The following is a 14,445-nucleotide window of genomic DNA, read 5'->3' as shown; positions in this document are numbered from 1 at the left end:
CGCTGAACTAATCGGTTCAGTTTAGCTGTTTAGGGAATTCGCCAACGGTATCCCCTACGGTAGCGACTAGGCATCAATCCGTAAAGCGGGAATGAAAGATGGCTCTACTAGTAGCCTAAATTAATATCCATCAAGCAAAGTATCCATGAGCAAAGCGATTGCTTAAAGATGCGTTAATTCTAGAAAATGAGGCTTTTTGAAGCTCTGTTTCTTCTCTTGCTCCTCCACTAGAATCACTGCTGATTTTTCTCCATACCAACCGTATAAATGCTTTCTTTTGTCAAACTTTATGTTAAGAAAGATGTAGGTAATGGATAGCTTAAAAGGGGGGAACCGGAATTAAAGTCCCCCTTTTGAAGGGTGATTTAGGGGGATCTAGAAAGTTTTGATACCTACAATAGGACTTTTCAAACAACCTCTAAGGGAATTTGAATCTCTTGCCCTGTGGCTTTAATTAAGTCGGCGGCCTTTTCGCCAATCATGATGGTGGCTGCGTTCGTATTTCCAGATAAAATGGTTGGCATCACGGAAGCATCGACAACGCGCAATCCTTCAATTCCGTGAACTCGAAGTTGAGCATCAACCACCGCTAGTGAATCGTTGCCCATTTTACACGTCCCCACAGGATGCCAATAGGTAGTAGCTGTTTGTCTAATGTAAGCAGCGATACCTGCGGTGGGCTGCGCCAAAGTCTCATCACTGATTATGTCTGAACCGGGAGCCACTTCCTCTCCCAAGACTTCACCAAAGTCACCAGAATGAGCAATCTGACGGGCGATTTTAATACCTTCTACCAATACTTGTAAATCAGCTTCCTGCTGGAGGTAGTTTACTCGAATGGTAGGTGAGTCAGTAGGGTTTGCCGATCGCAACGTCACAGAGCCACGACTTTGAGGATTGATCAGACAACAAATCAATGTGGAACCTGAAACATCAGGGGCAGAGTCCGAACTACCCCATAGAACTGGGCTGAAGAGAAACTGTAAGTCAGGTGCAAGCTCCTTGCTTTTGCCACTATGCAGGAATAATCCAGCTTCTACTAGATTACTGGTTGATGCGATCGCGGGTAGCGTTTGGGTAGACTTGTAGCCAACAGCAACCAATGGGTGATCGTGCAGGTTCTCACCTACACCGGGTAAATTAGCAACCACAGGAATGTTGAGCGATCGCAGATGCTCTGCATTTCCAATTCCAGAAAGCATCAGCAGTTTGGGAGAATCGAATACACCCGCCGACAGAATCACTTCCTGATTAACATAAACTTGTTGCAGCGTTCCTTGGTGCAGATACTCTACCCCAATTGTGGAAGTTCCTTTAAACAAAATTCGAGTCACTAATGCACGAGTTTGAACCGTTAAATTAGGACGATCGAGAATTGGTACTAGAAATGCGGCGGCTGCACTGTGTCGTTTCCCGTCTTTAATAGTTAATTGATACAGTCCCACACCTTCTTGTTGTGTGCCATTGAAATCAGGATTGCGATCGTAGCCTATTTGTGCCGCTGCTTCGATAAATCGCTCTGAGGTGGCAGTAGGGGCGATCGGATCGGTGACGCTCAAAGCTCCATCAACACCGTGAAATTCGGATGTGCCTCGCTGCTGGTTTTCTGATTTTTTGAAGTAGGGCAATACTTCCTCATAGCTCCAGCCTGGATTGCCGAGCTTTTGCCAATGGTCGAAATTGTGGCGATTGCCTCGAATGTAAATCATGGCATTGATTGAACTGGAGCCACCGACGACTTTGCCACGCGAACATAAGATTTTCCGCCCATTTAGATGTGGTTCTGGTTCAGTCCAGTAAGCCCAATCAACTTCAGTGCCTAGCAAGCTTGGCCAGGCTACAGGAACTTGAATTTCAGGTTTATTTACTGGATTCCCTGCTTCGAGCAACAACACGGTTGTTTCGCTATTTTCTGTCAAACGATTGGCAACAACACAGCCTGCTGAACCAGCACCAATCACCACATAATCGTATTGAGTCATGATATCCTTGGTTGTGTATTCAACTACTTCAATAACTGCAACTAAGACTTTTATTCAACGCTATATTTTCGATGGACTGCATACACTGAGCAGATTTGCAATCAAGCCAAGCAGCAACACCCATTCTCCCTATTCGTCCAACAACGCCACTGCAAACAGCAAATGGTTCGCGTTGCTTAAAAGCTGATAAAATTTATCGTGGACAATGATTCTTTCAACTTCATGTGTGCAGAAATGCGAGATTTTCCAATGCACGAAGTGCATGAGGGATGCTTGCGGGTATGTAAACGAAAACTCCCGGTTGTAAAGTAATTTCACGCCCCTTTAGGGTTAGCACTCCACGCCCTTCGATTACAGTCACCGAGATATTCCGTGAAGCTACATGTTCTGGTATTTCAGTGTCCGCCGTTAGACAAACTAGTGAGAATTGCACTTGCTCATCTTTAACCAAAGACTTTCGGCTAGCTCCAGGTTTGGTATAGTTAACTTGTTCTTGAAGCTGAGTTGTAAAAGATTTTTGGGTCATCACCATGATTCTCCAATAGTGCTGTGATGGTGGATTTTATTTCAGAAAAGACAGGCACCGTTGTCCAACAGTGGGGACAAAACCAGCAAATTTTATGGTGCTGAATGTGCCGTAGTAATGGGTAAGAGCAATAAGGACAGTCGTGCATGATTATTTACCTCTGTCATTACTCATGGAAAAACAATCTTAGGAGTAGCTGCATATCCTAGATAAAGATAGGCAGCAGATCGCAGCACAATTTCGGAATAGAGAATCTTTTGGATGTCTAAAGAAGGCGCACGTTTTGCTGTGAAGTTGTAAGCCGCGATTTCCCCTTTCAGGCTGAAATCGGTATCCGTCAAGTAGTGGTCATAATCGTGCATTCCCTGAAAAATAAACCCATAGATCGGATTGGGATACACGGTAGAATCGTAACTATCGGCGGATACCCAAAGCTGCCCTCGTTCAATATCAGCAAACATCTCTTGGGCGTTGTTGTAACGCATATAATCTGAAAATTGCAGATTTAAGGGCAATTGGTGGAACTCACCCATCAGCCAGTCACAGAGTTGAGTAATAGTTTCGTCAGAAATCTCGGCTGGCTTGCCTTTTAGGTAGAGGTTAGCGAGAGTTTCCACAAGGGATGCAGTTGTGTTTACTTTTGTTAGAGTCATATTGCTATCCTCATAGCCTTGAACTACCTTTACTCTGACAATTCTTCTCAATAATTTCTTTGAGCTAGCTCATAGTTAAAACAGAAAAAGTCAGAGCTAGTTCGATCGGGGTTTCAATGAAGAGGCAGGGGGCAGGGAGCTGAGGGAAATGACCCAATCAAGAACTGCCGTGGAATGAAGGGGGAAATATGGGTTTGAGTCACCCAAGAAAGCAGCGCTTACTTCCCCATCAACGTTTTGTACAAGCCTGCCGCATTAGGAGATGATTGTCTTCATACACCTCTAAAGTTCCAGACTGCTGGCTATCTAGTGTACCGTCCCATACCCAGTATTTATAATTGCCATTTTGAAACTTATACACTCGAACGCCTTCTGTCGCTTTGCTAGTTCCTTTGTTTAAACTCAAATCACCGTGCGAACTTGTAGAGCGGTAGAGAAGTTCACCTGAAGAATACCTTTTCCAAACATTGACATTGTATCCACCCTGGCATTTCATACTGAGGATTAAACCAGCAGTAGAATCAGCAGCAGATCTTAAGGAGTAATTAGCCCAAACACAGGTTGTTAGAGCAAGAAATAGCGTGGATCTTTTCAGTAGTGTTTTCATAGTTTTCTTTATGGTTTAGTTGTTCAAAAATCAAATAGGAACTCTATAGAATCAATCCTGTTGCTCGACGCTGGTTGTCACCAATTCAAAAACTGTATGGGGACTTTTGAAAGTTTGCCGTGCTTCTGGTAGCTGGAGTGCCTCCATTGTTTTGACGTGTTCGCATTCGTCATCCCGAATATTCACGAATACATCGTAGAGATTATCCACTTTCGGGCGGCGAAATTTATGATCTGATGTAAACTGGGTTTCTTCAAACATATAAAGATCGCCATCGCGGTAGTAGTTAATTGCGACTTTGGGCGCTCTTTGAGCTTTCAGTTCTGCTTCATGGGCTTTCAAGTAGTCGTCATAGGTATGGTAGGCATGATTTTCAATCAGTTCCATTAGGTAGTAGGCATACTTGGGAAACAGCATATAGATTAGGACAACCACCCAGTAGTACGCCACTGCAATGTGTTGAGCGATGAAGCGATCGCTACTGGATCGATCGCCACCCATTGATTCCATAATTAACAGATGATGTAATTCGTTCCAGGTTTCGGCGAAATGAACTTTCAACAAGTCAGCTTTGCGCCAGTAACCCAGCGTCTCATAAAGATGTAGCACAGAGAGATAGGAAAAATAAGGAACGCGAGCGATCGTTTCCAGGACATAAAACCGAGGGTAAGAACGATTTCCGTAGACGAAATCGACAATAAATACAAAAAAACTGACGATCGCTTGAATCAAAACTTTCATGGTGAATTCCTCTAAAATCAGAACACTTTCCTGATTTGCCGATTTCGAGATCCGATAGACGTAGGTTTGGTTTAATGCGTCAACCCAACGCCCATAAAGGTTAGCGATCGCTTAACCATCGTATAAATAATTAAGGTTAATGAACTTTACTTGAGGCTTCTACCTTTGCTGCTTCAATAATCAGATTTGCTACTTCCGCAGGATGTGAAACCATTGAGGCATGGCTTGATGGTAATGAAATGACCGTTGCCCCGATACGCTTTGCCATAAAACGCTCTAGTTCTGGTGAAATCATGCGATCGTTATCAGATACTTGATACCACGATCGCTTGGACTTCCAGGCTGGTTTGGTCACTTTATCGCCAAAATTCTTGATTGCGATCGGCTTCTGTACAGCAGCCATCACACGTGCTTGAACAGTGTCAACATCCTGAGCAAATGCCTCTTGAAAAGTATCAGGATCAACCTCAAGGAACTGATTATTATAAACAGGACGGACATGGGAAGAACCAGATGGAGTGGGGAAACGGCCATTTAAGTCGCCGAGGCTTTCTCCAGTATCGGGTGCATAAGCTGCAATGTACACCAATCCAATAACATTTGGTGCATTGGCTCCTGCAACTGTAATGACTGCACCTCCATAGGAATGACCGACGAGAATTGTCGGATCTGTCTGAGCTGCAAGAACCTGCTCTACTACCGCAACGTCGTTTGCAAGGGAGGTGAGCGGAATCTGCACTGCCGTAACGCGAAAGCCTTTGTCTTCCAGTAGTGGGATCACCTTGCTCCAACTTGAGCCGTCCGCAAAGGCTCCATGCACCAGCACGATATTATTAGCAGCCATTTTATTCTCCTTCGTTTGATGTGAATGCTTCTGAGTTTTTGCAAGTGCAATCAGTGGGGTAGTAGTAAAACCTAAACCTATGAAAATTCCTACATTTAATAATCTTCGACGTGTAAATAAGTTATTCTTCATCAATCACTCCTCACTTTTGTCTGAATGATCTTTGTTCTGAAATGAGGTTTGCAGATGAGCTTCTAGAAACCACAACCGCTTGTCTATCGCTCGTGAAATCTCAATAAAGAGATCGTTGGTATCCATGTCACCCAGATCATTTGTTTTATCGATGTTTTTGCGGAGGGATTTGGCGTAAATTGCCAGGCGATCGCTAAGTGCAAAGATATGATCTGTGCCATCAACAGCATCGAAAGGATACTCAGGCAGTTCAGATTCTTTGGCAGCAATCCGAGAGGTTCCCAATGCTTTCCCCCCCAATGTTGTGATTCGTTCGGCAATCAAATCAATAAATTCTTCAACTTCGGAAGCAATTTCATCAAACAGTAGATGCAGTTGATAAAAATCTTTACCTTTGACATTCCAGTGAGCATATTTGATCTGGGTCTTCAAGTCGATGGCAGTTGCCAAGCTTTGATTGAGTAAGGTATTTACTTGCGATCGGATTTCTACGGGAATATCAATTCGGGTTGAGTAAACGGATGATTTAGTGTCATTTTGCTTAGTTTTTGCAACCATAAATTCTACTCCCAATAGGTTGTTTTGTAATGAATTAGGACTTACGCACAGATAACTAAAAAGCGTAGACGCAGAGCGGCTTGCCGCAGGCTACCACAGAGAACATGGAGAAATAAGAATTTGAGACGTATTTTGCGTAAGTCCTGTGAGGAAACGTTTAGGGAAACTTTCGAGATATTACTTCCGCCAGTAGTTATTAGCAGCTGCGATCGTGGCAAACTCTGTTGCAACCGTCTGACCAACTGCAATCAGCATCATGGCATCATTGCCATAAACATCTCGCAGTTGATTGCGTTTTTCTTCATCCGGCTGAGTCAATTTAATAATTAACCGTGACATTTTGACTGCCAATTGTCGTCCTTCTTCTGGTGTCTCAGTCAATAGTGAGTTATTAGGAACCAATGTAACTTCGGGTGGTCTTACAACAGGTGAATTGGTCGGGGCTATTACATTATCCATGTCAAAATTTCCAAAATTAATGTTTACTTGAGAACAATTTCGATTCCACGGCAACAACTAAGGCAAAAGCTTGAAGTTTATGAATCTAACTTTTGCATTACTAGCAACAAAGATATTCACAGTTCATTAAGAATGAACTACTTGAGCTTTATTGACTACGGATACTTTAGATTTAAGAGGAACTGGAGCATAAACAACATGCACGGAACAAGGAGCATGGTGAAACACATAATTACTCACGCTGCCTAATATCAACTCATTCAAACCAGAATGTCCTCGACGACCTATTACAATTAAATCAGCGCCCCAAGTTTGAGCAAGTTCACAGATATTCCGGCTAGGATTGCCAGAATTTTGGGTGAATTCAGTACTCACCCCTGCATTGGTTGCTGATTCTGTATACGATCGCAATAACTTGAAACCCTCTTCTTCGTAAGTTTGCCACTGCTTCCAATAATCCTCTAGAAGTTCTCCATTCAATGGATGATATTCGAGAGTAACCAGTGTAGGTATTTGGGGGCTATCCTTTTCTTCACTAGACAGAATATGCAATAGCATCAGGCTTCCTTTAGTTGCCTTTGCTAGAGTAAGCGCTTCATCAAAAACAGCATTACCATTTGGGGAACGATCTATTGCAGCTAGAATCTTGCTAAACATAAAATCTCCTGAATCAAACAAATCAAAGAATCTTTAAACCATATTGAGCAATCTTCATCTTTACTTTCTTCTGAATAGAAAACTTCAATAAAGATTATTCATTGATGGCAATAAGAACGCAGATACTCTTTCGCACTTGTATTTAGCGTCTAGTAGAAAAAATCCAGCCTTTTGTCAATCGCCCTGAAACGAGACGTTTTTCTCAATGGACTCACGGCTTATATACAGATGATTAGCAGGAAAATCAGGATCGGAATAGCCAACGGCTAAACCACAAATGATTAATAATTCCGGTGGAATGTTCAACTCGTTGCGGATGATTTCGGGATAATCCGCTAGCGAAACCTCTACGCAAGTGCCAATGCCACGAGCTGTTAAGCTTAACACCAGGGTTTGTAAATACATCCCCACACTTAAAGCATCGGCAACGCCCAAATCTTGGTGCATACAGACAATAGCAACCATTGGTGCGCCAAAAAATTCGTAATTACGCAGAACGGCCAACTGTCTGTTCGCTTGATCGTCACGAGTAATCCCCATCGCCCCGTAGACTTGCGCTCCCAGTTCCTGGCGGTAATGCTGGAAGGCGGAAGGCAGTGGAGAGACGTTAGGCTGCTGCTTGGCTTGGTTTAGCAAAGCTTCTTGCAAGCGATCGCGGCATCCGCCTTGGGCAAACACCAACCGCCACGGCTGGATGTTTGAATTCGACGGTGCTAGCTGCGCTAAAGCCAGGGCTTCATCGAGCAAAGCCCGTGGCACTGGTTGAGATAAGAATTTGCGTGTTGAGTGTCGGTCTTTAATAGTTTGGTCAAGGTCAAACATATTTTATCAACCTCTATGAGAAATAAATGTCAATGCTAAACTGGGATTCCAGAAATTTAGCTAATAAATATGCTCTTCTAATCCTTACTTGGATGCCTAAGCCAGGAATTTACCCCTGACTTATACCAACTCTCTAAAATCAAGCAACAGAGTCAAGCCCAGGATACATCCGGTTTGCTAAATTACGAATTACGAATTGGTATTAGGCATCCGCCTACGGCAATTATGCGCTGAACCCTCCGTCAATCATCAGGTTTGCCCCGGTGATGTAACTGGACTCAGGGCCAGCCAGATAAGCAACCAGCCCCGCAACCTCGTCAACCGTACCGTAGCGGGCTACCGCAATCTGCTTTTTGAGCATCTCGGCAAACTCCCCCTCCGAAGGATTCATATCCGTAGCGATCGGCCCAGGCTGCACGTTGTTGATCGTAATCCCGCGTGGGCCAAGGTCACGCGACAGTCCTTGCACAAGCCCTTGCAGAGCAGATTTACTCATGGCATAAACCCCGCCACCAGGAAATGGCATACGTTCGGCGTTGGTGCTGCCGATGTTGATGATGCGTCCGCCCTCTTTCATGTGCTTGACTGCGGCTTGCGTCGCCACAAATACGGCACGCACGTTAATGGCAAAGGTTCGATCGAAGTCCGCTAGGGTGAAATCGTCGATTGGGCCGATCGCCAGTACGCCCGCATTGTTAACGAGAATATCAATGCCACCCAATTTGTTCACAGTGTCTTCAACAGCCGCGACTACCGCGCTGGCATCGGCACTATCGGCTTGGATAGCAAGAGCTTGGACACCTAGCGCCTGCGTTGCCTGCACGATTTCGTTAGCGCGATCGGGTGAGCTGGTATATGTGAAGGCAACATCAGCGCCTTCACTTGCTAAACGCTTGACGATCGCTGCCCCAATGCCGCGACTGCCTCCAGTAATGAGTGCGCGTTTATTCTTGAGTATGTGGTTCATGTTAGATACCGTGCAATGAGAAATTGGTAATTCAGTGTGTATTTCTAATGAAAGAAAACTGCTCTAAATTGGGAGCAAGCAAGTAAACAATAACAGATGATGGTGATTAAAATAATCGAAACAATTCATATAACCTTTTCTGGTTCCTGAATGGTTTTCAATGCCCAGATGCCAATCCAAGAGCCGAATCCATCCACAATTAATGTCAGAATGGCTGTGATTTGGAATAGCAATCCCCAACCTGCAAAGGAAACTTGAGACACATGATCCGAACTAATCACGATCAAATGATTGTAGATTCCAAAAAGGATTGATGCTGCCATTGAAAAGAGCAAGAGCCAGCTACCAATGCGGTAAAACTGTGTCCAAAGTAAAACGACTGCAATGATGGGAATCGCATAAATCACAATACCCACAAATAAACTCTGAAGTATTGAGAGGGGAACTGGGATTTCCACATGTGCTAAACCATGCAGTCCATGTACGATCGCATGGATGACCACAATCGCTGTTCCATATTGAGCAATTTTCATCTCTCTTCTCCCTTAAATTGTTAACTGGCATGAGCCACGGCGCTGTTAACCATCCATTCCAAGGGTCGCGGCTGAAAATTCAGTTCACGCATTGCTTTGGCATTCGATATGCCTCGCATCTGCGTACCGTAATAGACGGCATCCGCACCACCTACTTTCAGCGCCTCCTCAACTGATATCTGCGGAGGTAGTGGAGCATTGAGCCAACGGGCATAGGCAGAGAGCCACTCGCGCACTTCTAAGGGGCGATCGTCTGTAATCAGGTAAATGCCAGGATTGCCTCGTTCTGCTGCTGCAACTGTAGCGATCGCAGCATCTTCAATATGAATCCACGACCATACGCCTTCCCCATTCCCAACAATCGGGAACTGTTGCTGTCGCACCTGTTGGGCAACATCGCCATCGGGGGCAAACCAAGTACCGGGCCCGTAAAGGAAGCCATAACGCAGAGCAATTCCTTCTAGGTTGGGCATTTCGAGTAAGTGACGCTCGATTTCAGTGACTATGTGAGCATCTGCTGCTACCGCAGGCGAGGCATCAAAAGCTAGTGGCGTTTCTTCGTCTGCCAAACCTGTGCCGGGAATCGCCCAGAATGCGATCGACTGCCTCAGATAACGGCGCACGCCAGCCGCTTGCGCTGCTGCCAGGACATTAGCACCCCCTTCTCGACGGATACGAGTATTCAGGGCTGATGCTGCACTCATCGACTCGCTAGTATAGGTTTTGGGGAGGGAAGTGAGTTGTTCAATCACCACTTCCGGCTGAGTGCGGGTGATGGCAGCTTTAACAGCATCTGCATCGAACACATCTGCGATCGCTAATTCCACGCCTTGTTCAGCTAAAGTTTGTGCTTTTTCTAAAGAACGTGTCAACGCAACTACTTCATGTCCTTGCGCTAACAGTTGCGTGATTAGCGTCCGACCGATCGCTCCCGTTGCCCCTGCAACAAAAATCTTCATTTGTGAACCTCCTGTTGAAATCTGTGAAATATTTATTTATAGATAAGACGGGCATAGAATCGCTAAATTTGCAGCGAAACTTGGTTTATCGTTTGATGATGTGAAACTTTACCTTTATCCTCTATATATTTATGGGCCTGAGCAAATCGAGATTATGCAGCTATTGATAAAAAAATCGGGCGTTGCTGAATCATGGGATGATTTCGCCCAAGTTAGAACGAGTTATCAATGTTTTCACCCGCCAATTCATCGCGCATTTATGCAACGCCAAAAATCGAACTTACAGCCATCAATGTAAAACCTTACTGTTTGTCAACTCACCTTGTAAAGAAAATCCGATCATTATTTGCAATTGCTGAGTCTTTTCCGGTAATCTTTATGATTAAAGTATTTTATGTAAAAACTGTGCTCAAGATTTTTGTTCAAGCATAGCTGGAGGCAAGGGAGCAAGATGAGCCAGTGGCGTATACATCGATGGGTTTTTATAGGCAGTGTGTGGATACTGGGTTGTACCCAACCGATCGCAGCTCAAGTAATACCCGATAATACACTACCTCTGGGGGAGCGATCGCAAGTCTCTGGCAACCCCAACTTCCAAATTGACGGCGGGGCTAGGCGGGGTGGTAATCTGTTCCACAGCTTCCAATCATTTTCTGTGCCCACTGGGGGCACTGCCTACTTCAACAATGCCGCAGATGTGCAGAACATTTTTAGTCGCGTTACAGGTGGATCGATTTCCAATATTGATGGTGTGATGCGGGCAAATGGTACTGCCAATCTGTTTTTCCTCAATCCCAATGGCATTATTTTTGGTGCAAATGCGTCACTTAACATCGGGGGTTCCTTCGTTGCCACGACTGCCAATGCGATCGGGTTTGCCAATGGCGAATTTTTCAGCAGCGATGTGACTCAACCTTTACCTAGTCAATTGTTAAGTGTTAATCTCAATGCTTTTTTCTTTAACCAACTAACGCCCCAGCTGATTGTCAATCAATCGACTGCGAATGAAACAGGTTTACAAGTTTCCCCAAGACAAAACTTATTACTGATTGGAGGATCGGTTCAACTAGATGGTGGACGGTTGACTAGTCCAGGAAGCTATGTCGAGTTAGGGAGTGTTGGTGGGATCGGGACGGTTGGTTTATCAACCACTGGCGAAGATTGGCGGTTGAGTTTTCCCGATAATATAGTACGGGCGGATGTTTCTCTCAGCAACAATGCTAGGATAAACGTTCTCGCTGGGGGTGCTGGGAGTATTGCGGTTACATCTCGAAACTTGACCCTGAGTGGGGGAAGTAGACTTCGGGTAGGAATCGATGAAGGGTTGGGCTTTGTTGGCGCTCAAGCGGGAGATATTCAGCTCGATGCGGCAGAAACAATAAACGTGCTTGATGGTAGCACAATACGTAACGAAGTACTTCCTGGAGGCAATGGTAACGGAGGTCCCATTACTATTACCACTGGATCGCTTTCTCTTGCAGGGGACGCACGACTAATATCTGTCACCAGTGGACAGGGAGACGTAGGCAGTGTCAATATTAATGCCCGCGATAGCGTCTCTTTGGATGGCAGCACTGTATTCAATGCCGTACAAAACAATGCTATCGGTAACACTGGCAATATTAATATTACCACGGGATCGCTTTCTCTTACAGGGGGCGCTCAACTGATTTTGAGCGCAAGGGGACAAGGAGACGTAGGCAGTGTCAATATTAATGCCCGTGATCGCGTCTCTTTGGATAGTAGTAATGTAATCAATAATGTAGAACAAACTGGCGTTGGCAACGCTGGCAATATCAACATCACTACAAAGTCGCTTTCTCTCACAGGAGGCGCTCAATTGATTTCCAGCACGGATGGACAGGGAAATGCAGGCAGCGTGAATATCAATGCTAATGATCGCGTCTCCCTGGATGGTGAATCCTCAGATGGAGCCGTAGCCAGCACTATCTTTACAAGAGTGGAGCTAGGATCTGTGGGTCAAGGAGGAAATGTGACGATCGCAACTGGGTCGCTGTTTTTAACCAACGGGGGGGCCGTGAATACAGCCAATGTAGGTGGGACAGGCAATGCAGGTCGCGTCATCATTCATGCTCATGACTCCGTACAGATTAGTGGAACAGCCCCTACTCTTACAGACAACCGCAGTGGGATATTTACCTCGGCGACGCCAGGATCTCTGGGAAACGGGGGAGACGTAATCATTACTACAGGCTCACTGTCTGTTTCTGACCAAGGGCGAATCATCACGAACGCTGAAGCGCAAGGCAATGCCGGGAATATTCAGATTCAGGCAAGCAACACTGTCTTGTTTAATGGGGGAGATGCCGTCAGCACGCTTGAGCCAGGGGCAATGGGCAAGGGAGGCAATATCAACATCACAGCTCGATCACTCTCACTCTTCAATGGCGCTCAACTCTCGGCTACCACCTCTGGAAAAGGAGATGCTGGCAATATCAGCATTGCTACCTTGGATACAGTAAATCTCTCTGGTGTAAATTTCTCAGGGGATGCAAGTGGCTTATTTACAAGCACTAAACCATTAGCGACTGGGAACGGAGGTGAAATTCGCGTTGAAACAAGAAATTTGCAGGTCACTAGTGGTGGAGTTCTCAATGCTCAATCCTTCAGTAGTGGACGGGGTGGTGACATCATAGTTAGTGCCGACACAGTGGGTTTGAGCGGTGGCGGGCAACTGCTCACCACTACTTCTAGCAATGGTCATGCAGGCGACATCACTGTGAACACTCCAGACCTACAACTATCTGGGACAACCAGTGGTCTGTTCGCCGGAACCACCAGTGCAGGAGATGCAGGTAGCTTGACCATTCAGCCACGGGGTAACGGGCAAAGTGTCAGGGTAAACCTCCAGGACGGGGGACAAATCTCTGCCTCTACCTCCAGCAGTGGCGATGGGGGACGGCTGACTATTGCTGCCCCAGAGTCAATTACTCTCACAGGTGATGGTTCGATCATTGCTGCTGGGACTGGTGGTAGTGGTGCGGGTGGGGATTTAAATCTCCAAACGGGAACTCTGAGCATTCAAAATCAGGCAGAAGTGACGGTCAGTAGTTCGGGTACAGGCAATGCAGGTTCGCTGTCTGTGGATGCCAATCGCATTTATCTCAACAACCACAGCAGCATCCGAGCTGACACCACAGGCGGTGGAGGAAATATCTTTTTGCGTACTCCCTTGTTACTATTACGCAATGGCAGTGCCATCACTACCAATGCCACTGGCGAAAACATCCCTGGAGGCAACATTGATATTGATGCCAAAAATGGTTTTATTATTGCTGTTCCACAAGAAAATAGTGATATTAGCGCTAATTCTAGAGATTTTCGTGGTGGGAATGTGACCATCAATGCTCAAGCAATTTTTGGCATTAAACCTAAGAATGCATCTACCCCAAATAGTGATATTACTGCCACTGGTAAGAATTCTTCTGATAATGGAACAGTGCAAGTCAATACACCTGATGTAGATCCCAGTAACGGATTAGTGGAATTGCCAGCCAATTTTGTAGATCGCTCTAGCTTGATTGCTCAAGGGTGTCCAGCTAATAAAGGCAATTCATTTACCATCACCGGACGCGGCGGTTTGCCACCTTTACCAACCCAAGCACTTCGCACTAATCAAACTGCAACTGTTGATTGGGTGACATTGAATACTCAAGAACAAAAAAGCACAAATGTAGGAGATAATTTACACTTGAGTCGGAGTCTGGGGCGCAAAAGTCCTCAATTAGAAGTTAAGCAAATTAGCCCAACTATTGTAGAAGCTACTAGTTGGGTAATAAATAACTCTGGTACAGTGGAGCTAATAGCCTCTGCACCCGTAGCTACACAGACCACCAATACTTATACTTCAGCGATCGCCTCCTCCGGGGCTTCTCTGCAAGACGCTACGCGATCGCCCATCACAGCTTGCCCATCTCAAGCCACCTCTATTCAAAAATAATGCAAGTTGCTTTTCGCTAAATTCAAGTTGAGAGAAGCTAGAAA

General features: G+C 45.4%; 14 protein-coding genes. 1 reads left to right on the top strand and 13 read right to left on the bottom strand.

Features of this window, described 5'->3' with window-relative positions; genetic code table 11:
* Positions 1-407: 407 nt before the first annotated feature.
* From HWQ39_RS33255 to HWQ39_RS33195, 13 genes are all read right to left on the bottom strand, one after another.
* Positions 408-1,982, bottom strand: a complete 1,575-nt coding sequence (locus HWQ39_RS33255; protein WP_292854324.1) for a GMC family oxidoreductase N-terminal domain-containing protein — start codon at positions 1,980-1,982, stop codon at positions 408-410.
* 220 nt (positions 1,983-2,202) lie between these two features.
* Positions 2,203-2,508 carry a cupin domain-containing protein gene (locus HWQ39_RS33250; protein ID WP_292854321.1) on the bottom strand — a complete coding sequence of 102 codons (306 nt, stop codon included), beginning with the start codon at positions 2,506-2,508 and terminating at the stop codon, positions 2,203-2,205.
* Between the two features lie 170 nt (positions 2,509-2,678).
* A complete protein-coding gene (locus HWQ39_RS33245) occupies positions 2,679-3,161 on the bottom strand; it encodes a hypothetical protein (RefSeq protein WP_292854318.1) in 483 nt (160 codons plus the stop codon).
* Between the two features lie 229 nt (positions 3,162-3,390).
* Positions 3,391-3,768 carry a hypothetical protein gene (locus HWQ39_RS33240; protein WP_292854316.1) on the bottom strand — a complete coding sequence of 126 codons (378 nt, stop codon included), beginning with the start codon at positions 3,766-3,768 and terminating at the stop codon, positions 3,391-3,393.
* A 51-nt stretch (positions 3,769-3,819) separates the two neighbouring features.
* Positions 3,820-4,509 (bottom strand): alternative oxidase, encoded by a 690-nt coding sequence (locus tag HWQ39_RS33235; RefSeq protein WP_292854313.1) that lies wholly within the window; start codon positions 4,507-4,509, stop codon positions 3,820-3,822.
* Between the two features lie 136 nt (positions 4,510-4,645).
* A complete protein-coding gene (locus HWQ39_RS33230) occupies positions 4,646-5,353 on the bottom strand; it encodes an alpha/beta hydrolase (RefSeq protein WP_292854327.1) in 708 nt (235 codons plus the stop codon).
* 135 nt (positions 5,354-5,488) lie between these two features.
* Positions 5,489-6,043, bottom strand: a complete 555-nt coding sequence (gene dps, locus HWQ39_RS33225) for a DNA starvation/stationary phase protection protein Dps (protein WP_292854311.1) — start codon at positions 6,041-6,043, stop codon at positions 5,489-5,491.
* Between the two features lie 177 nt (positions 6,044-6,220).
* Positions 6,221-6,502: a hexameric tyrosine-coordinated heme protein gene (locus HWQ39_RS33220; protein WP_190935788.1), complete on the bottom strand. Its 282-nt coding sequence runs from the start codon at positions 6,500-6,502 to the stop codon at positions 6,221-6,223.
* A gap of 126 nt (positions 6,503-6,628) precedes the next feature.
* Positions 6,629-7,159, bottom strand: coding sequence for a universal stress protein (locus HWQ39_RS33215; protein ID WP_292854306.1), 531 nt, complete (start codon positions 7,157-7,159; stop codon positions 6,629-6,631).
* Between the two features lie 174 nt (positions 7,160-7,333).
* Complete coding sequence (locus HWQ39_RS33210; protein ID WP_292854304.1) at positions 7,334-7,981, bottom strand: nitroreductase; 648 nt, start codon at positions 7,979-7,981, stop codon at positions 7,334-7,336.
* 223 nt (positions 7,982-8,204) lie between these two features.
* Positions 8,205-8,948, bottom strand: a complete 744-nt coding sequence (locus HWQ39_RS33205; protein ID WP_292854302.1) for an SDR family oxidoreductase — start codon at positions 8,946-8,948, stop codon at positions 8,205-8,207.
* Positions 8,949-9,073: 125 nt separating this feature from the next.
* The gene (locus HWQ39_RS33200) at positions 9,074-9,481 is read right to left on the bottom strand and encodes a hypothetical protein (protein WP_292854300.1); all 408 of its coding nucleotides are present in this window, start codon (positions 9,479-9,481) and stop codon (positions 9,074-9,076) included.
* A gap of 20 nt (positions 9,482-9,501) precedes the next feature.
* On the bottom strand, positions 9,502-10,440 hold the full coding sequence (locus HWQ39_RS33195; RefSeq protein ID WP_292854298.1) for an NAD(P)-dependent oxidoreductase: 939 nt from the start codon (positions 10,438-10,440) through the stop codon (positions 9,502-9,504).
* A gap of 451 nt (positions 10,441-10,891) precedes the next feature.
* Between HWQ39_RS33195 and HWQ39_RS33190 the strand changes: the two genes are divergently transcribed.
* Positions 10,892-14,401, top strand: coding sequence for a filamentous hemagglutinin N-terminal domain-containing protein (locus tag HWQ39_RS33190; RefSeq protein WP_292854296.1), 3,510 nt, complete (start codon positions 10,892-10,894; stop codon positions 14,399-14,401).
* Positions 14,402-14,445: the final 44 nt, after the last annotated feature.

It is taken from the genome of Nostoc sp. NMS8 (genome assembly GCF_017115045.1).
GTDB lineage: Bacteria > Cyanobacteriota > Cyanobacteriia > Cyanobacteriales > Nostocaceae > Nostoc.
The sequence above is the reverse complement of the archived record's forward strand: the minus strand, read 5'-3'. Positions and strand labels throughout refer to the sequence as shown.

What these genes read in the sequence shown, in the direction of transcription:
- dps (WP_292854311.1), bottom strand. Translation starts at nt 6,043, where the DNA reads ATGGTTGCAAAAACTAAGCAAAATGACACTAAATCATCCGTTTACTCA.
- HWQ39_RS33220 (WP_190935788.1), bottom strand. Translation starts at nt 6,502, where the DNA reads ATGGATAATGTAATAGCCCCGACCAATTCACCTGTTGTAAGACCACCC.
- HWQ39_RS33255 (WP_292854324.1), bottom strand. Translation starts at nt 1,982, where the DNA reads ATGACTCAATACGATTATGTGGTGATTGGTGCTGGTTCAGCAGGCTGT.
- HWQ39_RS33235 (WP_292854313.1), bottom strand. Translation starts at nt 4,509, where the DNA reads ATGAAAGTTTTGATTCAAGCGATCGTCAGTTTTTTTGTATTTATTGTC.
- HWQ39_RS33245 (WP_292854318.1), bottom strand. Translation starts at nt 3,161, where the DNA reads ATGACTCTAACAAAAGTAAACACAACTGCATCCCTTGTGGAAACTCTC.
- HWQ39_RS33230 (WP_292854327.1), bottom strand. Translation starts at nt 5,353, where the DNA reads ATGGCTGCTAATAATATCGTGCTGGTGCATGGAGCCTTTGCGGACGGC.
- HWQ39_RS33200 (WP_292854300.1), bottom strand. Translation starts at nt 9,481, where the DNA reads ATGAAAATTGCTCAATATGGAACAGCGATTGTGGTCATCCATGCGATC.
- HWQ39_RS33205 (WP_292854302.1), bottom strand. Translation starts at nt 8,948, where the DNA reads ATGAACCACATACTCAAGAATAAACGCGCACTCATTACTGGAGGCAGT.
- HWQ39_RS33215 (WP_292854306.1), bottom strand. Translation starts at nt 7,159, where the DNA reads ATGTTTAGCAAGATTCTAGCTGCAATAGATCGTTCCCCAAATGGTAAT.
- HWQ39_RS33210 (WP_292854304.1), bottom strand. Translation starts at nt 7,981, where the DNA reads ATGTTTGACCTTGACCAAACTATTAAAGACCGACACTCAACACGCAAA.
- HWQ39_RS33250 (WP_292854321.1), bottom strand. Translation starts at nt 2,508, where the DNA reads ATGACCCAAAAATCTTTTACAACTCAGCTTCAAGAACAAGTTAACTAT.
- HWQ39_RS33240 (WP_292854316.1), bottom strand. Translation starts at nt 3,768, where the DNA reads ATGAAAACACTACTGAAAAGATCCACGCTATTTCTTGCTCTAACAACC.
- HWQ39_RS33190 (WP_292854296.1), top strand. Translation starts at nt 10,892, where the DNA reads ATGAGCCAGTGGCGTATACATCGATGGGTTTTTATAGGCAGTGTGTGG.
- HWQ39_RS33195 (WP_292854298.1), bottom strand. Translation starts at nt 10,440, where the DNA reads ATGAAGATTTTTGTTGCAGGGGCAACGGGAGCGATCGGTCGGACGCTA.